The 25,864-nt window shown below is 66.6% G+C and carries 23 protein-coding genes; 18 read left to right on the top strand and 5 right to left on the bottom strand.

The genetic code is table 11. The features are described 5' to 3' along the window. From rfbG to RR42_RS23580, 6 genes are all read left to right on the top strand, one after another. Positions 1–1,059, top strand: coding sequence for a CDP-glucose 4,6-dehydratase (rfbG, locus tag RR42_RS23605; RefSeq protein WP_043357717.1), 1,059 nt, complete (start codon positions 1–3; stop codon positions 1,057–1,059). Next, positions 1,056–2,339 carry a class I SAM-dependent methyltransferase gene (locus RR42_RS23600; RefSeq protein WP_043353488.1) on the top strand — a complete coding sequence of 428 codons (1,284 nt, stop codon included), beginning with the start codon at positions 1,056–1,058 and terminating at the stop codon, positions 2,337–2,339. The genes rfbG and RR42_RS23600 overlap by 4 nt, the downstream gene beginning before the upstream one ends. Then, positions 2,336–2,881 carry a dTDP-4-dehydrorhamnose 3,5-epimerase gene (rfbC, locus tag RR42_RS23595; RefSeq protein WP_043353486.1) on the top strand — a complete coding sequence of 182 codons (546 nt, stop codon included), beginning with the start codon at positions 2,336–2,338 and terminating at the stop codon, positions 2,879–2,881. The genes RR42_RS23600 and rfbC overlap by 4 nt, the downstream gene beginning before the upstream one ends. 187 nt (positions 2,882–3,068) lie before the next feature. Then, positions 3,069–4,139, top strand: coding sequence for an FkbM family methyltransferase (locus RR42_RS23590; RefSeq protein WP_043357716.1), 1,071 nt, complete (start codon positions 3,069–3,071; stop codon positions 4,137–4,139). A gap of 8 nt (positions 4,140–4,147) precedes the next feature. Further along, complete coding sequence (locus RR42_RS23585) at positions 4,148–4,969, top strand: NAD-dependent epimerase/dehydratase family protein (protein ID WP_063778454.1); 822 nt, start codon at positions 4,148–4,150, stop codon at positions 4,967–4,969. After that, a complete protein-coding gene (locus tag RR42_RS23580; RefSeq protein WP_043353484.1) occupies positions 4,960–5,613 on the top strand; it encodes a hypothetical protein in 654 nt (217 codons plus the stop codon). Before RR42_RS23585 ends, RR42_RS23580 begins: the two co-directional genes overlap by 10 nt. Positions 5,614–6,129: 516 nt before the next feature. On the opposite strand, the gene fliE is transcribed toward RR42_RS23580, so the two are convergent. Continuing rightward, the gene (fliE, locus tag RR42_RS23575; protein WP_043353483.1) at positions 6,130–6,450 is read right to left on the bottom strand and encodes a flagellar hook-basal body complex protein FliE; all 321 of its coding nucleotides are present in this window, start codon (positions 6,448–6,450) and stop codon (positions 6,130–6,132) included. Between the two features lie 510 nt (positions 6,451–6,960). Here fliE and fliF point away from each other — a divergent pair. The 7 genes from fliF to alkB all read left to right on the top strand — a co-directional run bounded on the left by fliF (position 6,961) and on the right by alkB (position 14,657). Then, a complete protein-coding gene (gene fliF / locus RR42_RS23570) occupies positions 6,961–8,670 on the top strand; it encodes a flagellar basal-body MS-ring/collar protein FliF (protein ID WP_043353482.1) in 1,710 nt (569 codons plus the stop codon). Next, on the top strand, positions 8,660–9,652 hold the full coding sequence (gene fliG / locus RR42_RS23565) for a flagellar motor switch protein FliG (protein ID WP_043353479.1): 993 nt from the start codon (positions 8,660–8,662) through the stop codon (positions 9,650–9,652). The genes fliF and fliG overlap by 11 nt, the downstream gene beginning before the upstream one ends. Then, entirely contained in the window at positions 9,639–10,496 is an 858-nt protein-coding gene (fliH, locus tag RR42_RS23560; RefSeq protein WP_043353477.1) for a flagellar assembly protein FliH, read from the top strand. Before fliG ends, fliH begins: the two co-directional genes overlap by 14 nt. After that, a complete protein-coding gene (gene fliI, locus RR42_RS23555) occupies positions 10,489–11,952 on the top strand; it encodes a flagellar protein export ATPase FliI (RefSeq protein ID WP_043353475.1) in 1,464 nt (487 codons plus the stop codon). The genes fliH and fliI overlap by 8 nt, the downstream gene beginning before the upstream one ends. Beyond that, positions 11,945–12,400, top strand: a complete 456-nt coding sequence (gene fliJ, locus RR42_RS23550; protein ID WP_043353472.1) for a flagellar export protein FliJ — start codon at positions 11,945–11,947, stop codon at positions 12,398–12,400. Before fliI ends, fliJ begins: the two co-directional genes overlap by 8 nt. 26 nt (positions 12,401–12,426) lie before the next feature. Then, positions 12,427–13,869, top strand: coding sequence for a flagellar hook-length control protein FliK (locus RR42_RS23545; RefSeq protein ID WP_043353470.1), 1,443 nt, complete (start codon positions 12,427–12,429; stop codon positions 13,867–13,869). Between the two features lie 134 nt (positions 13,870–14,003). Beyond that, complete coding sequence (alkB, locus tag RR42_RS23540; RefSeq protein ID WP_043353468.1) at positions 14,004–14,657, top strand: DNA oxidative demethylase AlkB; 654 nt, start codon at positions 14,004–14,006, stop codon at positions 14,655–14,657. Between the two features lie 30 nt (positions 14,658–14,687). Here the strand turns inward: alkB and RR42_RS23535 are convergent, their stop codons facing one another. Beyond that, positions 14,688–15,938, bottom strand: a complete 1,251-nt coding sequence (locus tag RR42_RS23535; RefSeq protein WP_052494890.1) for a hypothetical protein — start codon at positions 15,936–15,938, stop codon at positions 14,688–14,690. A gap of 248 nt (positions 15,939–16,186) precedes the next feature. Here RR42_RS23535 and RR42_RS23525 point away from each other — a divergent pair, with 248 nt between their 5' ends. Then, entirely contained in the window at positions 16,187–17,308 is a 1,122-nt protein-coding gene (locus RR42_RS23525) for a tetratricopeptide repeat-containing glycosyltransferase (RefSeq protein WP_043353465.1), read from the top strand. A gap of 20 nt (positions 17,309–17,328) precedes the next feature. Here the strand turns inward: RR42_RS23525 and RR42_RS23520 are convergent, their stop codons facing one another. From RR42_RS23520 to RR42_RS23510, 3 genes are all read right to left on the bottom strand, one after another. Then, positions 17,329–17,802, bottom strand: coding sequence for a thioesterase family protein (locus RR42_RS23520; protein ID WP_043353463.1), 474 nt, complete (start codon positions 17,800–17,802; stop codon positions 17,329–17,331). Between the two features lie 164 nt (positions 17,803–17,966). Continuing rightward, a complete protein-coding gene (gene acnB, locus RR42_RS23515) occupies positions 17,967–20,552 on the bottom strand; it encodes a bifunctional aconitate hydratase 2/2-methylisocitrate dehydratase (RefSeq protein ID WP_043353461.1) in 2,586 nt (861 codons plus the stop codon). A gap of 175 nt (positions 20,553–20,727) precedes the next feature. Next, on the bottom strand, positions 20,728–21,645 hold the full coding sequence (locus RR42_RS23510; RefSeq protein WP_043353460.1) for a LysR family transcriptional regulator: 918 nt from the start codon (positions 21,643–21,645) through the stop codon (positions 20,728–20,730). Positions 21,646–21,841: 196 nt separating this feature from the next. On the opposite strand from RR42_RS23510, the gene catA reads away from it, so the two are divergent. The 4 genes from catA (at position 21,842) to benC (ending at position 25,864) form a co-directional block, all read left to right on the top strand. Beyond that, the gene (gene catA, locus RR42_RS23505) at positions 21,842–22,756 is read left to right on the top strand and encodes a catechol 1,2-dioxygenase (protein ID WP_043353459.1); all 915 of its coding nucleotides are present in this window, start codon (positions 21,842–21,844) and stop codon (positions 22,754–22,756) included. A 132-nt stretch (positions 22,757–22,888) separates the two neighbouring features. Further along, positions 22,889–24,277 (top strand): benzoate 1,2-dioxygenase large subunit, encoded by a 1,389-nt coding sequence (gene benA / locus RR42_RS23500; RefSeq protein WP_043353457.1) that lies wholly within the window; start codon positions 22,889–22,891, stop codon positions 24,275–24,277. A gap of 11 nt (positions 24,278–24,288) precedes the next feature. Then, positions 24,289–24,819, top strand: coding sequence for a benzoate 1,2-dioxygenase small subunit (gene benB / locus RR42_RS23495; protein WP_052494889.1), 531 nt, complete (start codon positions 24,289–24,291; stop codon positions 24,817–24,819). Between the two features lie 25 nt (positions 24,820–24,844). After that, positions 24,845–25,864, top strand: coding sequence for a benzoate 1,2-dioxygenase electron transfer component BenC (gene benC, locus RR42_RS23490; protein WP_043353455.1), 1,020 nt, complete (start codon positions 24,845–24,847; stop codon positions 25,862–25,864).

Below are 25,864 nucleotides of genomic sequence, written 5' to 3'. Positions count from 1 at the left end.
ATGTTAGACGGCTACACCGGCCGCCCGGTCTTCGTGACCGGCCACACCGGCTTCAAGGGCGCATGGCTCGCGCTATGGCTGGCGCGCCTCGGCGCGCGGGTGACAGGCTATGCGCTGGCGCCCGAGTCGCCGGCCGGCCTGTTTACCGCGGCGGACGTCCAGAGCACGCTGCAAGCCCACCACCTGGCTGACATCCGCGATGCGAGCACGCTGGCTGCCGCCATGCAGGCAGCGCAGCCGGAGATCGTCTTTCACCTGGCGGCGCAGCCGCTGGTCGGGGCCGGCTATCGCGACCCGGTGGCCAACTGGGCCACCAACGTCATGGGCACGGTCAACCTGCTCGAGGCAGTGCGCCACTGCCCTTCGGTACGTGCCGTGGTGGTCATCACCACCGACAAGTGCTACGACAACAAGGAATGGTTCTGGGGCTACCGCGAGACCGATCCGCTCGGCGGGCATGACCCGTACAGCGCCAGCAAGGCCGCGGCCGAGCTGGTTGCCGCCAGCTATCGCAATGCCTTCCTGGCCGAGCGCGGCGTGCTGGTCGCCACCGCACGCGCCGGCAATGTGATTGGCGGCGGCGACTGGTCCGACAATCGCCTGGTGCCCGATGCCGCACGTGCGGCCGCCGCCGGCGCGGTGCTCGAAATCCGCAACCCGCAGGCCACGCGGCCCTGGCAGCATGTGCTGGAAGCCCTGCACGGCTACCTGCTGCTCGGCGCACGCCTGATGGCCGCAGAGCAAGCGCTTGCGCGCGCCTTCAACTTCGGCCCGCAAGCCGCCGACAACCTCGCCGTGGGCGCGGTGCTGGCGCGCCTGGCGCAACACTGGCCCGAACTGCGCTGGGAACATCGCCCGGATCCCGCCGGCGCCGCGCCGCACGAAGCCCGCAACCTTCACCTGGACTCGGCCCTGGCCAGAGGACTGCTTGGCTGGGAGCCGCGCTGGTCGCTCGACCAGGCCCTTGCCGCCACCGCCCATTGGTACCGCGCCGTGCATGAAGCTCCGGCCCAGGCGCGGTCCGTCACCGAACGACAAATCGAGCAATTCTGCGTATGACAGACGCTGCCCACGCCTCCCCTGCTACCCATTCCAGCCACGCTGCCGTCGACGCTGCCTGCCGTTCCTGCGGCCAGGCGCTCACGCAGACCGTGGTGGACCTTGGCCTGTCGCCAGTCTCCAACGCGTTCATCAAGGCGGACGACCTGGCCCTGGCGGAAACCTTCTACCCGTTGCACGCGATGGTGTGCCAGCACTGCTGGCTCGTACAGTTGCGCGACGCCACGCCGGCCCAGACACATTTTCACGACGACTACGTCTACTTCTCGTCATACTCGTCGTCATGGCTGGAGCACGCGCAGCGCTATGTCAGCACCATGACCCACCGCCTCGGCCTGAACGCCGACAGCCGCGTGATGGAGCTGGCCAGCAACGACGGCTATCTGCTGCAGTACTTCGTGCAGGCCGGCATTCCCTGCCTGGGCGTGGAGCCCACCGCCAACACCGCCGCCGCCGCACGCACCAAGGGCGTCGACAGCCGCGAGCTGTTTTTTGGCCGCGACACCGCGCACGCGTTGCGCCAGCAAGGCTGGGAAGTGGACCTGCTGCTGGGCAACAACGTGCTGGCGCATGTGCCGGACATCAACGACTTCGTCGGCGGCATGCCGCTGGTGCTCAAAGCCCAGGGCGTGATCACGCTGGAGTTTCCGCACCTGCTGCGCCTGATCGAGCAGAACCAGTTCGACACGCTCTATCACGAGCACTACTCTTACCTGTCGCTATCGGCGCTGGAGCCGGTGTTCGCCCGGGCCGGCCTGCGCGTGTTCGATATCGAGCACCTGCCCACCCATGGCGGCAGCCTGCGCGTGTTTGCCTGCCATGCCGACGCCAACCACGCGACCCGCCCCTCGGTGGCCGCCACGCTGGAAGAAGAGCGCGTGGCCGGGCTGCGCTCGGCCGCGCTGTATGCCGGCTTTGCCGAGCGCGTGCGCAAGGCCAAGCGCGACCTGCTCGCCTTCCTGATCGAAGCCCGCAATGCCGGCAAGCGCATCGCCGCGTATGGCGCTGCCGCCAAGGGTAATACGCTGCTCAACTACTGCGGCGCCGGCACCGACTTCATCGACTACGTGGTCGACCGCAATCCCACCAAGCAGGGCCGCTTGCTGCCCGGCACGCGCATCCCGGTGGTCGCGCCCGAGCAGGTTTTCGGCGACAAGCCCGACTACCTGCTGATCCTGCCCTGGAACATCAAGGACGAAGTCATCGCCCAGATGGCCGGCATCCGCGAATGGGGCGGCCGCTTCGTGGTGGCCATTCCGGAAACCGCGGTGCTGCCATGATGTTCACGCGGACCCCCATCGAAGGCGCATGGCTGGTGGACCCGGAGCCCCTGGCCGACGAGCGCGGCTTCTTTGCGCGCACGGCTTGCGTGGACGCCTTCGCGGACCACGGGCTGAACGGGCGCTTTGTGCAGCAGAGCATCTCGCGCAATACCCGGGCCGGCATCCTGCGTGGCATGCATCTCCAGTACGAGCCTGCCGGCGAGGACAAGCTGGTGCGCGTCACCACCGGCGCCATCTTCGATGCGATCCTGGACCTGCGCCCCTACTCGCCAAGCTACCGCCAGTGGTTTTCGGTGGAACTGACGGCGCAGAACCAGCGCGCGCTGTATATCCCCAGGGGCGTGGCGCACGGTTTCCAGACCCTGACGGATCTGTCTGAGGTCTTCTACCAGATGACCGTGCCCTTCGCGCCCGCTCATAGCGGCGGCGTGCGCTGGGACGATCCGGAGATCGGCATCGCCTGGCCGCCGTGCCAGAACCGGCTGATCTCGGCCAAGGACATGGCGTTGCCTTCGCTCACGGCGCTCAGCGCCTACTGAATTGCGCATTACCCGAAATACCCAAAATTCCGAAACATCGAATTACCGAATTACCGAATTGCCCGAATTGCCCGAATTGCCCGAATTGCCCGAATTGCCCGAATTGCCCGAATTGCCCGAATTGCCGAATCATCAAATCCAACCGGTCAGCAAAGCCGACCAACAAGCCAAACTGCGGAGCCATGCCATGAGTACCGATCAATTGCAGAAACTGTCCAATGCCCTGCGCGAAGTTGGCACCAGCGCGGCCGCGCGTGACCGGCTGGTCGCGCTGTGCAAGTCCATCGAGCAAGACCTCTGCGGCTACGAAGGCAGCGTGCGCGATGACATCACGGGCCCCATCGTCGACGCCATGTACGACGACGAATCGCGCCTGCGCAAGACGCTGGCCGATGGCACCGTGTTCGAGTTCCTCTACCGCACCAAGATCGCCCGCGATTTCCTGATGAGCACGCCGGCGCAGCCGGACCACGTATGGGAGCCGCAAACCACCAAGCTGCTGGTCAAGCTGTGCCGCAACGGCGGCAACGCGGTGATCGGCGGCGCTTACTTCGGCGACCAGGTGATCCTGATGGCCAAGCAGCTGGCGGCCGCCGGCGGCGCCTGCCACGCGTTCGAGCCCAATGCCGACCAGCTCGGCATGCTGCGCAACAACGCGCAGCTCAACCACGTGGAGAACATCCACAGCTGGCGCCTGGGCCTGTGGTCGGACAGCAGCACCCAGCTGCGCCTGGTCGGCAACGACTCCTTCGCCCACGCCGAGCGCGCCGACGGCGCTGCCGGCGACGACAGCTTTGCCACCATCACCATCGACGACTACTGCGCCCAGCAAAAGCTCGACAAGCTCAGCCTGATCATGCTGGACATCGAAGGCGCCGAGCTCGACGTGTTCAAGGGTGCGCGCGAGCAACTGTCGCGCCCGGCGCCCGACGCCCCGAACATCGTGTTCGAGGTGCACCGCCACTACGTGGACTGGAGCAACGGCCTGGAGAACGCGGAGATCATCCAACTGCTCCAGGGCTTCGGCTACAGCGTGTTCGCAGTGCGCGACTTCAACTCCAACGTAGACATGGCCGGCCGCCCCATCGAGCTGATCCCGGTCGACGAGGTCTACCTGGAAGGCCCGGCGCACGGCTTCAACATGGTCGCCGTCAAGGACCCGTCCCTGCTGCAAGGCGCGGACTTCTCCGTGTGCCATGGCGTCAGCCCCAAGCTGCTGTGGCATCGTGACCCGGCGCTGCATCACCCGCTGTCGTGAGGCCAGGCATGCCCGGCTCCGTACCTTGTACCGTGATTGGCGGCGCCGGCTTTGTCGGCCAGCGCCTGGTCCAGGCGCTGCGCCAGGCCGGGCATGAGGTCCATGTGCCCGGCCGGGACGACCCCGGCCTGCTGGCGCGCGACCTGGGCCGCGTGTTCTATTGCGCAGGCCTGACCGCCGACTTTGCCGCGCGCCCCTTCGATACGGTCGAAGCCCATGTCGGCCTGCTGGCCCGGCTGCTGCAGGCGGGCCGCTGGGACCACCTGGTCTATCTCTCCTCCACCCGCCTGTATGACAGCTCCGCGCTGCCGGTAGGCGACGAGGCCGGCGCGCTCACGCTGCAGCCCGCCAACCCGCGGCATCTCTACGACCTGTCCAAGGCACTCGGCGAAAACCTGTGCCTCACGCTCGCGCCGGAGCGCACAGCCGTGGCGCGGCTGTCCTGCGTATTCGACTGGTCGCCGGGCTCGCCTGGCTTCCTGTCCGAATGGCTGCAGCGCGCATCGACCGAGCGCGCGTTCCAGCTCGACAGCGATGCCGCCCTGGTGCGTGACTACATCCACCTCGACGATGTCGTGCAAGCCCTGTCCACCATGTCGGCACTGGGCGAGCGCGGGATCTTCAACGTGGCCAGCGGCGCCAACGTCTCCAACGGCGAACTGGCCGACGTGTTCAACCGCGCAGGCTGGGCAGTCGAACTGGCCAGGTCCACCCGGGCGCAACCGGCCGCGGTATGCAGCGTGACGCGCCTGCGTGCGCTAGGCGTAGCACCGCGCGACGTGCGCGAGGTGCTGGCCGCTCACCTGGAAGGAGCAAGAACATGGAACTGATCGACCAGACACCTGAGAGCCTTGCCGCCTACACCTGCGCGCAGGTCGCGGCGCTGGTGCCGGACGGCAAGGCAGAGACCTTGCTGCCGCTGATCATGCGCAACCAGGCGCAAGCGCTGGCCCGGGTGGAGCGCTGCATCAACGCCGTACGCATGTGGCACCCCGGGCGCTTCAACTACCTGCACTCCAGCCAGTACTGCCAGTACCTCTACTACCTGGCCAACACCATCTGGCGCAACGAGGGCGACGCCCGCGCCTGCACCAGGCTGTTCCTGCTGAACAAGGCGCTCAACGGCATCGACCTGTTCTACGAGATCGAAATGCCGGAAGTCTTTTTCATCGGGCACTCGGTCGGCATCGTGCTGGCAAAAGCCACCTACGGCAATTACCTCGTGCTGTACCAGAACTCCACGGTAGGCAAGAACCACGGCGCCGCCCCGGTGATCGGCGACGGCGTGGTGATGTATCCCAATACCGCCATCATCGGCCGCAGCCATGTGGGCAATGGGTCGGTGATTGCGCAAGGCGTCAGCGTGATCAATCGCGACACGCCGGGCGATTGCCTGGTGTACGCGGGAAATGCCGGGGATCTGGTATGCAAGCCGGTGCGCGAACCAGCGGCGGAAGAGTATTTCCGGCTGTAAGTTCCCGAGGCCTGCCAGCCCGTGCCGCAAGGAGCGCAAGCGGTAACGAAGGCATCGCGGCATGGCAAGCGCCCGCCCTCTCCCCCGGCCCCTCTCCCACAAGTGGGAGAGGGGAGCCAACCAGCGGGAGATTTTGAACATCGATTCGGTGTAGCCGTGTTTCCCGCCCGAGGGGCGGGAAACACCCACGCGCGATGCGAAGCGAGCCGTGCAGGTGTTCAGAGGCCGTATGGGGCGCCTCGGGATTCGGCGAAAAGAGCGGAAAAGAGGGACCCATGTCTGAGTATCGCCTTAAGGCGATGCGAGTTTGGGTCCCGGCCGCTCTTTTCGTCGAAGCCCGAGGAAGTAGTCGCCCCATCCGGCGCGCCTTCTTTGCCTACTTTCTTGGCAAGACAAGAAAGTAGGTCGCCGCCCCGCAGGGGTGGTGAAACTGCAGTTGCCTTTGACGTTAAGCAGTTGTGGTTAAGCAGCTGCAACTGCCCTTACCCCAAAGCAGCCACGAGCAAAACCCACCCCTCAAACCGTCATATTCATCATTTCCTGATAAGCCGCCGTCAACCGGTTCCGAACCTGCACCCCAGTCTGAAACGAAACATTAGCCTTCTGCATATCGATCATCACATCGTTGAGCGACACACCCGGCTTGCCAAGCTCGAACGCCTCGGCCTGCCCATAAGCCTTCTCCTGCACGTTGCTGATGCGCGCCAGCGAACGCTGGAGTTCGCCGGCAAAACCGCCGGAGGAAACGGCTGAAGCCTGGCTTTCCTGCCCGGTGGCGCTCTGGGCCAGCCCGCGCAGTTGCTGCAACATGCCGTCGATGGAAGAGATGGTAGTCATGGCGATCCGCTTGGAACCCGCCCCGCCCCGGCCAGCCGAAGCCCGCCCCGGGGGAAACCGGTTCGAAAATAAGTCATTAAGGTTGCGCCGGGCACTCGCCCGGGCCGTTGCCGGCAAACCTGGCGCAATGCGCCGCCCATGCCACAAATACCGCATCCGCGCGCGCCGCCTGTGCCAGCCCCCGAAGCGTACTCGTGGCGTCACCTGGGCCATTGCGGGAATTCGGGTGGAAAACGAGGCCTATTCGCCGGATTGTCGGCACCCGCCTTGGATGATCATCGATACCGTGCCGAATCTGGGATGCCGCTTACCTTTGCGCGCCCGGTCCGGACCCGAATCTCATCAACTATCGCGGGGAGTACGCGTGTTTTGTCAGCAGCGTGATCTTAGCCATGCCGAAGCCAGGGTTAGCCAGGCCAGCCGGGGTGGACAGGGCAGCCAGAGCGGCGCCCGCCATCCGGCCCAGCCGATCCTGACCCATGCCGGCCCGGCCGTGACGGGGGCGCGCGCATGAACGCCGTGGCAGCCCTGTCGAACAAGTCCGAGCTGTTCGAGCGACTCAAGACCAATCCGCGCCTGCCCATGATGCTGGGCGGCGCGGCGCTCGCCGCGGCCATCGCGGTGGGTGTGCTTTGGTCGCGTGCGCCGGACTACAAGGTGCTCTACAGCAATCTGTCCGAGCGCGACGGCGGTGCCGTCATCGCCTCCCTGCAGCAGATGAACGTGCCGTACAAGTTCGCCGAAGGCGGCGGTGCGGTGATGGTGCCCTCCGAGAAAGTCCACGAAACGCGGCTGCGCCTGGCTTCGCAAGGCTTGCCCAAGAGCGGCACCACGGGCATGGAACTGATGGACACGCAGAAGTTCGGCATCAGCCAGTTTGCCGAACAGGTCAACTACCAGCGCGGCCTGGAAGGCGAGCTGGCCCGCTCCATCGAATCGATTGCCGCCGTGCAGTCGGCGCGCGTGCACCTGGCCATTCCCAAGCCGACGCTGTTCGTGCGCGAACGCCAGAAGCCGACCGCCTCGATCGTGCTGCAACTCTACCCGGGCCGCGCCATCGATGACGGCCAGGTCGCCGCGATCGGCCACCTGGTTTCGTCCAGCGTGCCGGAGCTCACGCCCAAGGCCATCTCCATCGTCGACCAGCACGGCAACCTGCTATCCGGCAGCGGCACCAACGAGCGCATGCTCGACGCCGGCCAGATCAAGTACGTGCAGGCGCTGGAGCGCAACTACGCGCAGCGCGTGGAGGCCATCCTGGCACCGATCCTCGGGCAGGACAACGTGAAAGCGCAGGTGACCGCCGACGTGGACTTCTCCATCGTCGAGCACACGGACGAGTCCTACAAGCCGAACCAGGACCCGACCCGCGCCGCCATTCGCAGCCAGCAATCGAGCGAATCGAGCCAGCAAGGCGCGGCGCCGGTCGGCGGCGTGCCTGGCGCGCTGTCCAACCAGCCGCCGGCACCGGCCACGGCACCGATCGCCACGGCCCAGCCGCCGCGTCCGGGCCAACCGAACCAGCCGGGGCAGCAGCCCGGCCAGCAAGGCCAGGCCGCGGGCCAGGCCCAGGGCGGCGCCACCGCCACGGCCCAGACCGGCCCGAGCAGCAACCGCCACGACTCCACCACCAACTACGAGCTCGACCGTACCGTGCGCCATGTGCAGCAGGCACCGGGCGGCGTGAAGCGCCTGTCGGTCGCCGTGGTGGTCAACTACCGTCAAAAGGCGCGCGCCAACGGCAAGGTGGTGTCTGAAGCCCTGCCCGCCGCGCAGCTCGCCCAGATCGAGAACCTGACCAAGGAAGCCATGGGCTTCTCGGCCGACCGGGGCGACTCGCTCAATGTGGTCAACAGCCCGTTCACCGTGGACAACGACATCAAGCCGGAACTGCCGCTGTGGAAGCAGCCGGAAATGATCGCCCTGGCCAAGACCGCCGCCGGCTACCTGCTGCTGGCACTGCTGGCGCTGTTCGTGTGGTTCAAGGTAGCGCGTCCAGTGCTGCGCAAGTACACCGCGCCGCCCCTGCCGCCGCCACAGGAAAGGTCAGCCGACAACGAAGCCATTTTGTTGCCGCCTGAAGAGCCGGCGAATCCGGAAGTCCTGCGGCTTGCCGCTAAATATGAAAGCGATCTCGCCCTGGTGCGTGACGCCGCGCAGCGCGACCCGCGCCTGGTTGCTAGTGTGATCAAAAACTGGATGGCTAGCGATGACCGATGAAGGATTGCAGAAGAGCGCCATCCTGATGATGTCGCTCGGTGAAGACGCCGCAGCAGAAGTATTCAAGCACCTTGGCCCCCGCGAAGTGCAGAGCCTGGGCTCGGCCATGGCCACGCTCAACTCGGTGACACGCGAGCAGATGTCCGCCGTGCTGGCCGAGTTCCGCCAGGAGACCGAGCAGTATCTCGCGCTGAACGTGGATTCGAGCGCCTTCATCCGCAGCGTGCTGAACAAGGCGCTGGGCGAGGAGCGCGCGGTATCGGTGATCGAGGACATCCTCGAGTCCCGCGACCCGGGCGCCGGCATCGATTCGCTGAACTGGATGGATTCCACTTCGGTGGCAGAACTGATCCGCGACGAACACCCGCAGATCATCGCCACCATCCTGATCCACCTGGACCGGCAGAAGTCGTCCGAGATCATCGGCATGTTCACCGAGCGCCTGCGCCAGGACGTGATCCTGCGGATCGCCACCTTCGGCGGCGTGCAGCCTGGCGCCCTGCAGGAACTGACCGACGTGCTGACCAAGCTGCTCGCGGGCCAGAGCCTCAAGCGCAGCCGCATGGGCGGTGTGCGTACGGCGGCCGAGATCATCAACCTGATGAGCACGGCTCACGAAGAAGCGGTGATCGAAGGCGTGCGCCTGCACGACGGCGACCTCGCGCAGAAGATCATCGACGAGATGTTCCTGTTCGAGAACCTGATGGAAGTCGACGATCGCGGCATCCAGCGCGTGCTCAAGGAAGTGGCCACCGAATCGCTCATCGTCGCGCTCAAGGGCGCGCCGGTGGAGTTGCGCGACAAGTTCATCCGCAACATGTCGACCCGCGCTGGCGAAATGCTGCGCGAAGACCTCGAAGCGCTGGGCCCGGTACGGGTCTCGCAAGTCGAGGCCGAGCAGAAGAACATCCTCCAGGTGGTACGACGCCTGGCCGAAGCCGGCGAAGTTGTAATCGGTGGTGGCGACGATGCCTACGTCTGAACGTGCCCTGCGCCAGTTCCGGGGCCTTGCCTCGGACAGCGATTTTGTCGATGGTCGCGGCGAGCTTCGCGGCGATCTCGCCAGCGATGCCGGCGACGGCCGCGCGGCGGGCAACCGCGGCGCGCCGCGGCAGGCCGGCTTCGAGAGCTTTACCGCGCCGGCGGGGCGCGCCCCGCAGAAAAACGGCTGGCAGCGCTGGCAAATGGTCTCGCTGGATCCGCGCAAGGCCGCACCCGCTCCGGCGGAGTTCATGCCGCTGGAGCCCGCACCGCCCCCCATCGACTTTGCCGCGCTCGACGCCATGCGTGAAGGCGCGCGCAAGGAAGGCTACGCCCAGGGCTATACCCAGGGCCAGACCCAGGGCTACGGCGACGGTCACCGCGAAGGCTATGCGCGCGGCCTGGAAGGCGCACGCACCGAAGCCGCCCACCTGCAGCAACTGGCCGCCACCTTCAGCCACGCGCTTGGCCGCGTTGACGAAGAAGTGGCCCAGACCCTGATTTCACTGGCGCTGGATGTGGCGCGCCAGCTCGTGCAGCAAGCCGTGCAGGCCGATCCCGCCGTGCTGCTGCCAGCGGTACGCGAACTGCTCGCGGCCGAGCCGGCGCTGTCCGGCTCGCCCTGCCTGCTGCTCAATCCCGACGATGTCACTCTGGTGGAAACCCACCTGACTGGCGAGCTCCAGGCCGCCGGCTGGAGCGTGCGCGCCGACGCAGCCATCGCGCGCGGCGGCTGCGTCGCGAGTGCCGCCAGTGGCGAGCTCGATGCCACGCTGTCCACGCGCTGGAGCCGCGTGGTCAAGGCGCTCGGCCGTGACGACCCGTGGGAGCCGCCGCATGCCTGATACCTCGGCCAATACCTCGGTGAATACGGATTTCACCGCCGGCCTGCATGGCCAGCGCTGGCGCAATGCGCTCACCGCGGCCTCGGCCGGCATTGCCGAGATCGACAGCAAGCGCAGCTGCGGCCGCCTGACCCGTGCCGCCGGCCTGGTGCTGGAAGCCGTAGGCCTGCGCCTGCCGGTCGGCAGCGATTGCCTGATCGAGCTGCCGGGTGGCCAGTTGCACGGCAAGAACACCGGCCCGCGCCTGGCCGAGGCAGAAGTCGTTGGCTTCGGCGCCGACCGGCTCTACCTGATGCCGCAATCCGACGTGGTGGGCCTGGTGCCCGGCGCGCGCGTCTATCCGCTAGAGCCGACGCCGCTGCCCAGCGGCGACACCGCCCCGCGCGAGCCGGGCTCGAAGCGCCTGCCGGTGGGCGAAGGCCTGCTCGGGCGCGTGCTCGATGCCGCCGGGCGTCCGCTGGACGGCCTGGGCCCCATCACCGCTGCCACGGAAGTCACGCTCGGCGGCACGCAGATCAACCCGTTGTCGCGCGCGCCCATCGAGACTGTGCTCGACGTGGGCGTGCGTGCCATCAACGGCATGCTCACCGTGGGCCGCGGCCAGCGCATGGGACTGTTCGCCGGCTCCGGCGTGGGCAAGAGCGTGTTGCTGGGCATGATGGCGCGCTATACCAGCGCGGAAGTGATCGTGGTCGGCCTGATCGGCGAGCGCGGCCGCGAAGTGAAGGACTTCATCGAGAACATCCTGGGCCCGGAAGGGCGCGCGCGCTCCGTGGTGGTGGCGGCACCGGCCGACACCTCGCCGCTGCTGCGCATGCAGGGCGCCTCCTACGCCACGCGCCTGGCCGAGTACTTCCGCGACCAGGGCCGCCACGTGCTGCTGATCATGGACTCGCTCACGCGTTACGCCATGGCCCAGCGCGAGATCGCCCTGGCCATCGGCGAGCCGCCCGCCACCAAGGGCTATCCGCCCTCGGTGTTCGCCAAGCTCCCCACGCTGGTGGAGCGTACCGGCAACGGCGCCGAAGGCGGTGGATCGATCACGGCCTTCTACACCGTGTTGACCGAAGGCGACGACCAGCAGGACCCGATCGCGGATTCCGCGCGCGCCATCCTGGACGGCCACATTGTGCTGTCGCGCAGCCTGGCGGAATCCGGCCACTACCCCGCCATCGATGTGGAAGCCTCGATCAGCCGGGCCATGACGGCGCTGATCGAGCCGCCGCAGTTCGCCTCGGTGCGGCGCTTCAAGCAATTGATGTCGCGCTACCAGCGCAACCGCGACCTGATCAGCGTGGGCGCGTACGTGCCGGGCAACGATCCGGAGCTGGATCTGGCCATCCACCTGCATCCGCAGATGGAGGCCTTCCTGCAGCAAGACATCCATGAGCGCGCCGGCTACGACGCCTCGATCGGCCAGTTGCATAGTCTCTTCCAACGGAGTGAACATGGCTAAGCCATCTGCATTGAATACCTTGGCCGACCTGGCCCAGAACGATACGGATGCCGCCGCGCGCGAGCTGGGCCGGCTGCAAGGCCTGCGCAACCAGGCGGAGCAGCAACTGGCCGCGCTCACGCAGTACCGGCAGGAATACCGCGAACGCATGCAAGCCATCGCGCAGGACGGCATGACTTCCACCCGCTGGCAGGACTTTGCACAGTTCCTGGCCTCGCTCGATACCGCCATCCGCCAGCAGACCGAAGCGCTGGCCCGGGCCGAAGCCCAGTTGCTCGCTGGCCGCGCCAACTGGCAGCAGCAAAAGCGCCGCCAGAGTTCCTTCGACACGCTCATTACCCGCGCGGATACGCGCGAGCAGATTGCCAGCATGCGCCGCGAGCAACGCGACACCGACGAATACGCAGCCCGCGCCGCCCGCCTGCAAGTTGCAGGCCGCCATCGCTAAGCCGCCCAGACAGACCGAGCCCCAACATGATCGATATCAGCCAGATTGTCAGCAATGCCGCCACGGCCGCCTCTTCGCGCAGCACCAGCAACACCAGCAGTGCCGACACGCAGCAGCAAGGGTTCGGCGACGCGCTGGCGCGCGCCCGCAACGACGAGCGCACCAGCAGCGATGGCAACGCCGGCAACGCAAGCAGCAACAACAACACCGCCGACGCGTCCACACGCAACGACGCCGGCGGCCAGAACGCCAACGCCGCCAATCAAGGCACGCAAGCCAGCACGATAGCCACCAAGCCGTCGCGCCGCCAGGACAAGGACGGCAAGACCTCCGAGGACCAGGCCGCGGATCCCACCGCGCAGTCTGCCGCCGCCGCGCTGGCCGCCCTGCTCGCGCCGCAACCGGCCCAGCCAGCACAGCCTGCCGCGCTGGCAGCAGGCGGCGCGCTGCCAGGCTCGGCCGGACTGCCCGGTACTGCTGCCCTGGGCGCGCAAGCTGGCTTGAAGGACATGAAGGATCCGGCGCTCGCCAGCGCCGCAGCCGCTACGCCCAACGCGGCCGCACCAGCAACCTCGGCCGCCGCCGATACGCTGGCCACCATCGCATCCCAGCGCGCCGCGCTGCAGGCCGTGCCGCAAACCGCGGCCGGCACCCAGGCGGCAACCACGGACAAGCCAGGCACCGACGCCACCAAAGCCGCGCCGGACCTGGCCGCCAGCCTCAAGGCCGCCATGGCCGGCCAGCAAGGCGGCAATGGCCAGGCCTCCTCCGGGCAGCAGGACGCCTCGCTCGGCCAGCCGTACAAGGCCCCGCTGCAGCTTGGCGATGCCGGCAAGAACAACGCGCCCGCGGCAACCGCCGCCGCGCCGGCCAACCCGATGCAACTGGCGGCGGCCATGCGCGCCGCCGAGCCGGACAGCACCGAAGCCACGCCCGCCGCCACACCGCTGATGGCGGCCGGCAACATGGCCCCGAGCCAGGCGCCGACCTCCAGCGGCCTGTCGCCGACCACCTCGCTGCCGATCGCACCGCCCGTGGGTGATGGCCAGTGGCCGCAAGCGCTGGGCCAGCAGATGGTGCGCCTGTCGACCCAAGGCAACCACACCGCCGAGCTGCAGCTCAATCCGCCCGACCTCGGCCCGCTCAAGGTCGTGCTCAACGTCGTCAACGACCAGGCCCAGGCCCAGTTCGTCTCGCCACACGCCGCCGTGCGCGCCGCGGTCGAAGCCGCGCTGCCGCAACTGCGCACCGCACTGGCCGACAACGGCATCCAGCTGGGCCAGACCTCGGTGGGCGCCGACGGCTTTGCCGGCCAGGCCGGCAACGGCCAACAGCAGCAACGCCAGCCGGGCAACGCGCAGAATGGCTTCGGCACGCTGGCAGGCATGCCGGCAGCCCCGGTCAATGCCGGCCCCGTGGCCCCCGTGGCACGCACCCTCGCACGCGGCGAGGTCGACACCTTCGCCTGACCGCCCGGGCGCGATGGAGGCTCGGGCGCACACGCCCGGGCATGCTACGCGGCCAAGCGCATTCGCGCTTACCATGTCGTTTTAGAGCAGGGCCGCAGCCACCAGGGCTGGCGCGCCCCGCCCGCCAAGACGCCATGACCTTTGACCTGTTCGATTCCCTCCCCCAGGACGCCCCCCGCGCCGAGCCCATCGTGCCCGGCGCTGTGGTGCTGCGCGGCTTCGCACGGGAGCATGAACAAACCCTGCTGGATAATGTGCGCGCCGTTGCCTCGCAAGCGCCGTGGCGGCACCTTGTCACGCCGGGCGGCCAGCGCATGTCGGTGGCCATGACCAACTGCGGCCAGTTTGGCTGGGTTTCGGATGTCACCGGCTACCGCTACGAAGCGGCCGATCCCCTCAGCGGCCAGCCCTGGCCCGCCATGCCGGATGCCTTCCTGGCGCTGGCGCGCGATGCGGCCGCCGCGGCCGGCTTTGCCGATTTCCGCCCGGACGCGTGCCTGCTCAACCGCTATGCGCCAGGCACCCGGCTATCCCTGCACCAGGACCGCGATGAGCTCGACCTGCGCGCGCCCATCGTCTCGGTGTCGCTTGGCCTGCCGGCCGTGTTCCTGTTCGGCGGCCTTGCCCGCGCCGAGCGACCGCTGCGCGTGCGGCTGGCGCATGGCGATGTGGTGGTATGGGGCGGCCCGGCGAGGCTGGCGTTCCACGGCATTGCGCCGCTGGCCGACGGCGATCACGCGCTGGTGGGCCGCGAGCGGATCAACCTGACTTTGCGCAAGACGCGCTAACTGCGTGCCGGGCGCATTGGCGGGCAATCATCAACCGATCTCATCGAGCATCGCCAGCCGGCTATCGTCGGGAAACGCCTTGACGCGATACCTGGCGGGATACTGCGCCTCCGGCTCCATCAAGTCACCCAGCATGGCCAGCGCCTGCTGCCAGCCCACCACGCGCGTCTGCCCCACGCCATTGGCCGCGTCCGGCCGTACCAGGGCGATGCGATCCGCGCGCGGCAGCGAAGTCTCCACGCCGCAGGTCCAGGTGGTAAGCGAGAACGAAGTGAGCGGATCGTCCTGCCGCCCATAAAGCAGGTAACTGGCCAGGAAGACATCGGCGCCATCGCGCTCGTTCAGGCGGTCCAGGGCGGCCTTTTGCGTGTCGTATTCTTCCTTGCGGTACAGCCGCACCAGATGGGCGAGGTGCCGTGCGGCCTCCTCGCCGGCCGGAACGAAATGCGACACCTCGGTCCCCGTGGGCACTGCGTGCGCCACGCCCCCGGGCTGGTAGCGGAACATGGCCGGCGAGATCGTGCGGCCCTGGCGGGACGCCTGCAGGCCGAGCTCGACCATGCGCAGCTGCCCGGCGTCATCCTGGTCGCCCGTCACCAGCAGCACCTCGCGGGTTGGCATCATGAACACCGGACGACCGCGTACCGGTACCCGCTCCAGCACATCCGGCAGCAGCGCGCGGCTGGCCTCGTAGCCGTCGCTCCAGGCGCCCTGGTAGACGCCTTGCGCGACCCGGACGAAGGATTCGCCGGTGTGGTCACGCAGGTTGTCGCCCGCGATCTGCAGCGCCTGGCCAAGCGTCACCTGCCAGGAGGCGCAGGGGCCATTGAGCAGCGTCGACGTGGTTTCCGGATAGTCCACCGCCAGCAGGATCACGCAATCCTCGCCGAAGGGCAGGCAGGCGACCTCAAAGGTCGACGGATCGCCTTGCGTGCGCAAGTGGTGCAGCCGGATCTCGTCGATCAGCGAGCGGCTCCGGATCAGCGGGCGGAGCATGGGCCGGGCCTCGGACAGCAAGGCCGGCGGGGCCTGCCCGCTGGAGCACAAGGTGGCCACGAAGCCATGCAGCGCCTTGCCGCGCTGCGCGCCAGGCGCCTCGCAGTATGCCCGGTAGGCGTTGTGGAGGTTGAAAAAAGCGTTGCGCCCGTGCTCCAGCCGGAACTCGTCCGCGTTGAAATCGAGGCGCCCCTCAAAGCCCTGGCGCCGGGCAGCGGCAATGAACAGCGCCGCGAAACGATCCGGCGGCGGCTTGCGCAGGAAAAGCGATTCGAAGAAGCCCATGGCGATGACAATGGCCCGGATGTTGGCCCGGATGTTGGCCCGGATGTTGGCCCGGATGTTGGCCCGGATGGTAGTGCTTACACCTTACCCCATGTCCCGGCATTTCGGCATCCTCGCCGTGCTCCGCCAAGCGCCCTGCCGCGCCGTGTTGCGCTGCCATCTTTTTGCGCTATTCTTGGCGCTCGCCGCGGCGCCGGGCCGACCATCCCGCCCGTGGCCCCGCCCCCCAGGATCACAGGAAACCTGAATTGACGCGCATCTGCCTGAACATGATCGTGAAGAACGAGGCCCCGGTGATCGCCCGCTGCCTCGCGTCCGTCAAGCCATGGATCGACCGCTGGGCGATCGTCGACACCGGGTCCACCGACGGCACCCAGGCGCTGGTGCGCAAGATCATGGGGGACCTGCCCGGCGCGCTCCATGAGCGGCCCTGGATCGATTTCGCGCACAACCGCAACGAGGCCCTGGCGCTGGCGCGCGCCGGCATGGAGGGCGCGGCCGGCGCCGAAGACTACGTACTGTTCATCGATGCCGATGAAACCCTGCGCATGCCCGAAGGATTCCGCTGGCCCCGGCTGGCCGACGACGGCTACCGCTTCCAGTGCGAGCTGGGCGGCTGGCAATACCAGCGCAACGCCCTGGTCAAGGCGGGCCAGCCCTGGCGCTGGGAGGGTGTGCTGCACGAATACCTGACGCAGGACCCGGCACACGCCTGGCAGCACCTGCCCGGCCCTGCCATCGAGGTCTCGCGCGATGGCGCCCGCGCCCGGGATCCGCAGACCTACCTGCGCGACATCGAAGTGCTGGAGCGCGCCCTGCGCAACGATCCGGCCAACGCGCGCTACTGCTTCTACCTGGCGCAGAGCTACCGCGACGCCGGCAAGCTGGAAGCCAGCCTGCAGCAATACCAGGCGCGCGTGGCCATGGGCGGCTGGGAGGAGGAGCGCTGGTTCGCGCTGTTCCAGATCGCCGTGCTGACAGAGCGCCTTGCCGCCGACGCCGCGCATGCGGCAAACCCGGCCTACGCCCCCGCTGCCGTACGCGATGCCTACCTCGCCGCCTACCAGGCGCGCCCCGCGCGTGCCGAACCGCTGTGCGAACTGGCCCGCTACCACCGGCTGCGCGGCGAGTTCGCGCAGGCGCATCTCTACGCCCAGCAGGCCGCGGCCATGCCCTGCCCGGCCGATACCCTGTTTGTCGACGCGTCGGTCTATGCCTGGCGCGCGCTCGACGAACTCACGGTCAGCGCGTACTACGTCGGCGCGCTGGCGCAAGGCAAGGCCGCCTTGCAAAAGCTGCTGGCCGAGGCGCGTTTCCCGCCCGCCGAAAGCACCCGCATCCAGTCGAACCGGCCTTACTACGGACTGTAGCTTCTGAGCCCTGGCCTGACTTAGCCTGCCTTGGCCACCCCGCGGTCCACCCAGTTGACCTTGGGGAACTTGCGCGCGAACGCCTCCGGCATCGGCACGACCTGCTTGCGCTCGTAGCTGAAAAAGACAAAACCGGACTTGGCCATGGCCACCAGCGCCTGGTCTGCCGGGCGCGTGATGCGGAAGGTGATATCGCCGCCATAGCGATTGAAGTCCATCACCCCCACCTCGAACAGCAGTTGGTCGCGGGCATGGGCTTCATTGCGGTAGGTGGTGGCCAGGTCGGTCACGATGATGCCCACCTGGTCGGTCTGCGTATCCGGCTCGTCTGCCGTGCGCAGGTCGAACAAAAAGCGCGCCCGCGCCTCGGAAATCATCGAGATCATCGAGTCGTTGCCGAGGTGGTTGGCGGCGTTGATATCGGTCACGCGCACCGTCAGGTGGGTGGAGTAGCAGAATTGGTCTTCGGGGAATTCGAGATTCAGGCGGGCCATGATGTGAAGGGGGAGAACTAGGTGTGGTTTAGTGCTATTTGGTTTTTTGTGGGTGGTGTTGGTTTTTGGACCCAAAAACCAACGCCGCTAAAAACACAGCGACCAACCAAAAGAAAGGCCCCGCAAGGGGCCTTTCAAACGTACGGCTGGAAAACCAATACCGCTTACACCGTCACCGTATCCGCCACGCCCTTGAAGTCTTCGATCTTGTCGAAGTTCAGGTACTTGTAGATCTGGTCGCCGTTGGTGGCCAGCACGCCCATGTCCGACATGTACTCTTCCTTGGTCGGGATGCGGCCAAGGCGCGAGCAGATTGCCGCCAGCTCGGCCGAACCCAGGTACACGTTGGTGTTCTTGCCCAGACGGTTCGGGAAGTTACGGGTGCTGGTCGACATCACCGTGGCGCCTTCGCGCACTTGTGCCTGGTTACCCATGCACAGCGAGCAACCCGGCATTTCGGTGCGGGCGCCGGCCGTGCCGAACACGCCGTAGTGGCCTTCTTCGGTCAGTTGCTTGGCGTCCATCTTGGTCGGCGGGGCAACCCACAGCTTGACGGGGATGTCGCGCTTGCCTTCGAGCAGCTTGGAGGCTGCGCGGAAGTGGCCGATGTTGGTCATGCACGAACCGATGAAGACTTCGTCGATCTTGGCGCCAGCCACTTCCGACAGGGTCTTGACGTCGTCCGGGTCGTTCGGGCAGGCCACGATGGGCTCGTGCACGTCGGCCAGGTCGATCTCGATCACGGCGGCGTACTCGGCGTCCGCATCCGGCTCGAGCAGCTTGGGATCGGCCAGCCAGGCTTCCATGGCCTGGATACGGCGCGACAGGCTGCGCGGGTCTTGGTAGCCTTCGGCGATCATCCACTTCAGCAGCGTGATGTTGCTGTTGATGTACTCGATGATCGGTTCCTTGTTCAGGCGCACCGAGCAACCGGCGGCCGAACGCTCGGCGGAAGCGTCGGACAGCTCGAACGCTTGCTCGACCTTCAGGTCGGGCAGGCCTTCGATTTCCAGCACGCGGCCCGAGAAGATGTTCTTCTTGCCTTGCTTGGCCACGGTCAGCAGACCCGACTTGATGGCGTACAGCGGAATGGCGTTGACCAGGTCACGCAGGGTGACGCCGGGCTGCATCTTGCCCTTGAAGCGCACCAGCACGGATTCCGGCATGTCCAGCGGCATCACGCCGGTGGCGGCGGCGAACGCCACCAGGCCCGAGCCTGCCGGGAAGCTGATGCCGATCGGGAAGCGGGTGTGCGAGTCGCCGCCGGTGCCAACGGTGTCGGGCAGCAGCATGCGGTTCAGCCACGAGTGGATCACGCCATCGCCCGGGCGCAGCGAGATGCCGCCACGGGTGCTGATGAACTGCGGCAGCGTGTGATGGGTCTTGACGTCGACCGGCTTCGGATAAGCGGCGGTGTGGCAGAACGACTGCATCACCAGGTCGGCCGAGAAGCCCAGGCAAGCCAGGTCCTTCAACTCGTCGCGGGTCATCGGGCCGGTGGTGTCTTGCGAGCCCACCGAGGTCATCTTCGGTTCGCAGTAGGTGCCCGGGCGGATGCCCTTGCCTTCCGGCAGGCCGCAGGCGCGGCCAACCATCTTCTGGGCCAGCGTGAAACCGCGGCCGGTGTCGGCCGGGTTGTGCGGCAGGCGGAACAGCGTGGACGGGGCCAGGCCGAGCGCCTCGCGGGCCTTAGCGGTCAGGCCACGGCCAACGATCAGGGGAATACGGCCGCCAGCGCGCACTTCGTCGAACAGCACGTCGGACTTGACGGTGAACTCGGCGATCACCTGGCCGTTCTTCAGGGCCTTGCCATCATAGGGACGCAGCTCGACCACGTCACCCATTTCCATCTGCGACACGTCCAGCTCGATCGGCAGTGCGCCGGCGTCTTCCATGGTGTTGTAGAAGATCGGGGCAATCTTGCTGCCCAGGCACACGCCGCCGAAACGCTTGTTCGGCACGAACGGGATGTCTTCGCCGGTGAACCACAGCACCGAGTTGGTGGCGGACTTGCGCGAGGAACCGGTACCGACCACGTCACCCACGTAGGCAACCAGGTTGCCCTTTTCCTTCAGCGATTCGATGAACTTGACCGGGCCGCGCTTGCCGTCTTCTTCCGGGGTGATGCCCGGGCGCGCGTTTTTCAGCATGGCCAGCGCGTGCAGCGGGATGTCGGGGCGGGTGGTGGCGTCCGGCGCCGGCGAGAGGTCGTCGGTGTTGGTTTCGCCGGTGACCTTGAACACGGTCACGGTCAGGCTTTGCGGCACTTCCGGACGGCTGGTGAACCACTCGGCGTCGGCCCAGCTTTGCAGCACGGACTTGGCGATGGCGTTGCCCTTGTCGGCCTTTTCCTTGACGTCGTGGAAGGCGTCGAACATCAGCAACGTCTTCTTGAGCGCCTCAGCCGCAACGGGACCAATCTCGGCGTCGTCCAGCAGCTCGATCAGCGGGGAGATGTTGTAGCCGCCCAGCATGGTGCCCAGCAGCTCGGCAGCCTTGGCACGCGAGATCAGCGCGCAGGCTTCCTTGCCCAGCGCCACGGCTGCCAGGTACGAGGCCTTGACCTTGGCGGCGTCGTCCACGCCCGCCGGCACGCGATGCGTGATCAGGTCAACCAGGACTTGTTCCTCGCCAGCCGGCGGGGATTTCAGCAATTCGATCAACTCCGCAGTCTGCTTGGCGGTCAGCGGCAGAGGGGGGATGCCAAGCGCGGCGCGTTCGGCTACATGGGCGCGATAGTTTTCAAGCATGGGAACCTGCGGAGTAATAGGGTTGCAAAAACCGGTTGTGCCGCGATTGTAAAATAAAGTGCCCCCTTGGGTCAAACGTCTTATATCTTATATAAGAGTTAGAAACGGAAAACCCAATCAAATCAAGGCCAGGCCGCATGCAAGAGTTCCCCCGGCGCCATCAGGCCAGCAGCCATCAATCCTGGCTCGGCGGCAGGAAAACCAGCTTCTCCTCCTCATACAGCCGGTAGATCATGTCCAGCAAGGCGCTGATCTCCTCGGTCTCGTCGAGCCTGCGCATGCTCATGATGATGGGCGAGACCAGGTTGGGATCGTCCAGCTCCCGGTAGCTGATGTCGTCCCGCTTGAGGCCGTGCACGCTGCTCGGGACGATCGAAATACCCTCGCCGGCCGCCACCAGCCCCAGCGCGATCTGCAGCTCACGCGCTTCATGGATACGCCCGGGCTGCAAGGCCCGGTCATGAAACGCCGCCAGCACCTGGTCGGCATAGCTTGGTCGGGGCGCCTTGGGAAAGATGATCAGGGTCTCGCCCAGCAGGTCGTGCAGGGCCAGCACCGGCTTGGCCAGCGAGAGCGGGTGCCCGACCGGCAGCGCCACGATCATCCGCTCCTCGCGCAGCACGACCCGGCGCACGTTCGGGTCCTCGTGCCGGATGCGGCCAAACCCCACGTCGATGGTGCCCTGCTTGAGGGCCGCGATCTGGTCCATGGTGGTCATCTCCACCAGGCTCAGCTCGATCTGCGGGTGCTCGGCGCGAAAGCGCCGGATGATCTTGGGCAGCATGCCGTACAGGGTCGAGCCGACAAAGCCGAGCGACATCTTCCGCTCGATCTGCCCCACCCGCCGTGTCATCGACTCCAGCTCCGCGGCTTGCGCCAGCAACTGCTGGGCGTGCGCGTAGAAAAAGCGCCCGGCCTCGGTCAGCTTGAGCGGGCGCGCGTTGCGCTCGAAGAGCTGCACCCCCAGGCCCTCTTCCAGTTGCTGGATCTGCCGGCTCAGCGGCGGCTGGGCGATATGCAGCCGTTCGGCCGCGCGAGTGAAGTTGAGCTCCTCCGCGACGGCAACAAAGTAACGTAAGTGACGCAAGTCCACGACTATACCTTTTAAGTATCCAGCCAATACTAAAACAGTGTTGGACCACCGATTTTGGCACTCCTATCCTTCGCATCAGGCTGTGACAACGACTTTTTATACCTTTATGGCATTTTAGTTCGGATCACGCTTCCGTGGCGCAATGCCACTGCAAAGACGGACCCCACATAGAAAACCAGAGACAAGGAGCAGACAAATGACGCACCCGGAAATCGAAGCGCTGGTGAAAGCGTTCATCCTCGACACCGCCAGCGGCAAGGCCGATGCGCGTGTGCAAAGCGTGGTGGTTCGCCTGACCACCGATCTCTTCAAGGCGATCGAAGACCTGGACCTGAGCGCCAGCGAAGTCTGGAAGGGCATCGAGTACTTCGCCGAGGCCGGGCCGGAACTTGGCCTGCTGGCCGCCGGCCTGGGCCTGGAGCGCTTCCTGGACATCCGCGCGGATGAAGCCGAGGCAAAGGCCGGTCTCGCCGGCGGCACGCCGCGCACCATCGAAGGCCCGCTGTACGTGGCCGGTGCGCCCGCGAGCGAAGGCTTCGCGCGGCTGGACGACGGCAGCGAAGACGGCCAGGGCGAAGTCCTGTTCATGCAGGGCACGGTGTTCGACACCAGCGGCAAGCCGCTGCCGGGCGCCTCGGTGGAGGTCTGGCATGCCAACCTGCTCGGCAACTACTCGTTCTTCGACAAGACGCAGTCCGACTTCAACCTGCGCCGCACCATCACCACCGATAGCGAGGGCCGCTACCAGTTCCGCAGCATCGTGCCGATGGGTTATGGCTGCCCGCCGCAAGGCACCACGCAGCGCCTGCTGGACCTGCTGGGCCGCCATGGCCGGCGTCCCGCGCACATTCACTTCTTCGTGTCCGCGCCCGGCCATCGCAAGCTGACCACCCAGATCAACATCGACGGCGACGAATACCTGTGGGACGACTTTGCCTTTGCCAGCCGCGAGGGCCTGGTGCCAGCGCTCAGGCACGTCGAGTCCCCGCGGGCACTGGCCGAGCACGGCCTGGACAAGCCGTTTGCCTCCATCGATTTCGATTTCCGCCTGTACGCCGATTGCGCGGCAGCGCCGGTACCGGAAGTGGAGCGCACGCGCGCCGCCGCATAAGCCACGGCGCCTGAGGCACCTCAAGCACCTCAGGCGCCTCCCACAGCATCAGCCACGACGCAGCAACATCAGGGCCGCTTCTGAGGATCCCTCACGGCCCGGCGCATCCGCCACGGATGCAGGAGACACCGCATGATCCCCATTTACCCGGACCACAGCCCGGCCCTGAAGCGCCTGGACGACTACCTGGTGGAAAACCGCGAGACCGGCGACCACCGCCTGCATCGCAGCGCCTTCACCGACGAGGCCCTGTTCGAACTCGAGATGAAGCACATCTTCGAGGGCAACTGGATCTACCTGGCCCACGAAAGCCAGATCCCCGGCAACAACGATTACTACACCACCTACATCGGCCGCCAGCCGATCGTGATCGCACGCAACCGCCAGGGCGAACTCAACGCGCTGATCAACGCCTGCACCCATCGCGGCGCCATGCTGTGCCGCCACAAGCGCGGCAACAAGGCGACCTACACCTGCCCGTTCCATGGCTGGACCTTCAACAACAGCGGCAAGCTGCTCAAGGTCAAGGATCCGGAAGGCGCCGGCTACCCCGATTGCTTCAACAAGGAAGCCTCGCACGACCTGAAGAAGGTGGCGCGCTTCGAGAACTACCGCGGCTTCCTGTTCGGCAGCCTGAACCCGGATGTGGCGCCGCTCAAGGATTTCCTGGGCGAGGCGGCCAAGATCATCGACATGATCGTGGACCAGTCCGCCGACGGCCTGGAAGTGCTGCGTGGCGCGTCCACCTATACCTTCGAAGGCAACTGGAAGCTGCAAACCGAGAACGGCGCCGACGGCTACCACGTCTCCGCCGTGCACTGGAACTACGCCGCCACCACTAATCACCGCAAGCAGGAAAATGCCCGCGAGGACAAGATCCGGGCCATGGATGCGGGCAACTGGGGCCGGCAAGGCGGCGGCTTCTACGCGTTTGATCACGGCCACATGCTGTTGTGGTCGCGCTGGGCCAACCCGGAAGACCGGCCGAACTTCAACCGGCGCGAGGAATTCGCCGAGCGCTGCGGCGCCGAGACGGCGGACTGGATGATCCAGAACTCGCGCAACCTGTGCCTGTACCCCAACGTCTATCTGATGGACCAGTTCGGCTCGCAGATCCGCGTGCTGCGCCCGCTGTCGGTTGACAAGACCGAAGTCACCATCTATTGCATCGCGCCCAAGGGCGAAGCCGACGACGCGCGCGCACGCCGCATCCGTCAGTACGAGGATTTCTTCAACGTCAGCGGCATGGCCACGCCCGACGACCTGGAAGAATTCCGCGCCTGCCAGCAAGGCTATGCCGGCAGCGCGGTGGCATGGAACGACATGTGCCGCGGCGCCACGCACTGGGTGGAGGGCGCCGACGAGGCTGCGCGCAAGATTGGCCTCAAGCCGTTGATGAGCGGCGTCAAGACCGAGGACGAAGGCCTGTACACGGTGCAGCACCGCTACTGGCTGGACGTGATGAAGAAGGCCACCGGAGCCGAAGCCAGCAAGATCAGCAGCGCCGGGAGTGAAGCATGAGCACGACCCCAATGACCTCAACGCCCCCAACGACCCCAACGACGCCCACGACCGCACCCATCGGCCTTGCCGGGATCCAGGCCTTCCTCTACCGGGAAAGCCGCCTGCTTGACGACGAACAATGGGATGAATGGCTGGCCTGCTATCACCCGGATGCCGCGTTCTGGATGCCGTCCTGGGACGATGACGACACCCTGGTGACCGATCCGCAGCGCGAGATCTCGCTGATCTACTACCCGAACCGCCAAGGCCTGGAAGACCGCGTGTTCCGCATCAAGACCGAGCGCTCCAGCGCCACCATGCCGGACACGCGCACCAGCCACAACATCAGCAACGTCGAACTGGAGCGCCAGGAAGGCAGCGTCTGCACAGTGCGTTTCAACTGGCACACGCTGAGCCACCGCTACAAGACCAACTACAGCTACTTCGGCATGTCGCGCTACGTCATCGACTTCGCCGGCGAGCAAGCGCAGATCCTGGACAAGTACGTCGTGCTGAAGAACGACTACATCAACCAGGTCATCGACATCTATCACATCTGAGCGGACGCGCCGGAGGAACCACGCCATGGAATACAACATCGCTCTGCAGTTTGAAGACGGCGTTACCCGCTTCATCACCTGCACCGCCAACGAAACCCTGTCCGATGCTGCTTATCGCCAGCAGATCAATATCCCGCTGGACTGCCGCGACGGCGCCTGCGGCACCTGCCGCGGCCTGTGCGAATCCGGCGAGTACGACCTGCCGGCGTCGAGCTATATCGAAGACGCGCTGACGCCCGAGGAGGCCGCCAAGGGCTACGTGCTGGCCTGCCAGACCCGCCCGCGCTCCGATTGCGTGATCAAGGTGCCGGCCTCGTCGGCCGCCTGCAAGACCGGCGTGACCCGCTACCAGGGCAAGCTGGCGGCGGTGGACAAGCTGTCGGACTCCACCATCGGGTTCTCGATCGACCTCGGTGAAGCCGCCGCCCCGACCTTCCTGGCGGGGCAGTATGTGAACGTGGATATCCCGGGTACCGGCCTGACCCGCTCGTACTCGTTTTCCTCCGCCCCCGGCGCCGCCCGCACCTCGTTCGTGGTACGCAACGTGCCCAACGGCCGAATGAGCGAGTTCCTGAGCAATGAGGCGCTGCCCGGCCAGCCCATTTCCTTCGCCGGCCCCTATGGCAGCTTCTACCTGCGCGAAGTGGCCCGCCCGGTGCTGTTCCTGGCGGGCGGCACCGGCATCGCGCCCTTCCTGTCCATGCTGGACGTGCTGGCCGCGAACGGCAGCCCGCACCCGATCCGCCTGGTGTATGGCGTGACGCATGAGATCGACCTGGTGGCATTGGCGCAACTCGACCGCGCAAAGGACCAGCTCGCCGGCTTCGAGTACCGCACCTGCGTGCTCGATCCGGTCAGCAACGAAACCCGCAAGGGCTATGTCACGCAGCACGTGGAGCGGGACTGGCTCAACGGCGGCGATGTCGACATCTACCTGTGCGGCCCCGTTGCCATGGTGGATGCGGTGCGCGCCTGGCTGCAGGACGCCGGGGTGACGCCGGCCAGCTTCCACTACGAAAAATTCTCGGCCAGCAACGCTGCCTGA

It is taken from the genome of Cupriavidus basilensis (assembly GCF_000832305.1).
Taxonomy (GTDB): Bacteria; Pseudomonadota; Gammaproteobacteria; order Burkholderiales; family Burkholderiaceae; genus Cupriavidus; species Cupriavidus basilensis_F.
Note: the sequence above shows the minus strand (reverse complement) of the source record. Positions and strands in the feature narration are given on the sequence as shown.

Coding starts and splice junctions, on each gene's coding strand:
- fliE (WP_043353483.1), bottom strand. CDS start 6,450: ATGACTACCATCTCTTCCATCGACGGCATGTTGCAGCAACTGCGCGGG.
- rfbG (WP_043357717.1), top strand. CDS start 1: ATGTTAGACGGCTACACCGGCCGCCCGGTCTTCGTGACCGGCCACACC.
- RR42_RS23545 (WP_043353470.1), top strand. CDS start 12,427: ATGATCGATATCAGCCAGATTGTCAGCAATGCCGCCACGGCCGCCTCT.
- RR42_RS23520 (WP_043353463.1), bottom strand. CDS start 17,802: ATGGCCCGCCTGAATCTCGAATTCCCCGAAGACCAATTCTGCTACTCC.
- fliJ (WP_043353472.1), top strand. CDS start 11,945: ATGGCTAAGCCATCTGCATTGAATACCTTGGCCGACCTGGCCCAGAAC.
- RR42_RS23535 (WP_052494890.1), bottom strand. CDS start 15,938: ATGGGCTTCTTCGAATCGCTTTTCCTGCGCAAGCCGCCGCCGGATCGT.
- benB (WP_052494889.1), top strand. CDS start 24,289: ATGACCTCAACGCCCCCAACGACCCCAACGACGCCCACGACCGCACCC.
- RR42_RS23585 (WP_063778454.1), top strand. CDS start 4,148: ATGCCCGGCTCCGTACCTTGTACCGTGATTGGCGGCGCCGGCTTTGTC.
- acnB (WP_043353461.1), bottom strand. CDS start 20,552: ATGCTTGAAAACTATCGCGCCCATGTAGCCGAACGCGCCGCGCTTGGC.
- rfbC (WP_043353486.1), top strand. CDS start 2,336: ATGATGTTCACGCGGACCCCCATCGAAGGCGCATGGCTGGTGGACCCG.
- benC (WP_043353455.1), top strand. CDS start 24,845: ATGGAATACAACATCGCTCTGCAGTTTGAAGACGGCGTTACCCGCTTC.
- fliF (WP_043353482.1), top strand. CDS start 6,961: ATGAACGCCGTGGCAGCCCTGTCGAACAAGTCCGAGCTGTTCGAGCGA.
- fliH (WP_043353477.1), top strand. CDS start 9,639: ATGCCTACGTCTGAACGTGCCCTGCGCCAGTTCCGGGGCCTTGCCTCG.
- benA (WP_043353457.1), top strand. CDS start 22,889: ATGATCCCCATTTACCCGGACCACAGCCCGGCCCTGAAGCGCCTGGAC.
- fliG (WP_043353479.1), top strand. CDS start 8,660: ATGACCGATGAAGGATTGCAGAAGAGCGCCATCCTGATGATGTCGCTC.
- catA (WP_043353459.1), top strand. CDS start 21,842: ATGACGCACCCGGAAATCGAAGCGCTGGTGAAAGCGTTCATCCTCGAC.
- fliI (WP_043353475.1), top strand. CDS start 10,489: ATGCCTGATACCTCGGCCAATACCTCGGTGAATACGGATTTCACCGCC.
- alkB (WP_043353468.1), top strand. CDS start 14,004: ATGACCTTTGACCTGTTCGATTCCCTCCCCCAGGACGCCCCCCGCGCC.
- RR42_RS23580 (WP_043353484.1), top strand. CDS start 4,960: ATGGAACTGATCGACCAGACACCTGAGAGCCTTGCCGCCTACACCTGC.
- RR42_RS23600 (WP_043353488.1), top strand. CDS start 1,056: ATGACAGACGCTGCCCACGCCTCCCCTGCTACCCATTCCAGCCACGCT.
- RR42_RS23590 (WP_043357716.1), top strand. CDS start 3,069: ATGAGTACCGATCAATTGCAGAAACTGTCCAATGCCCTGCGCGAAGTT.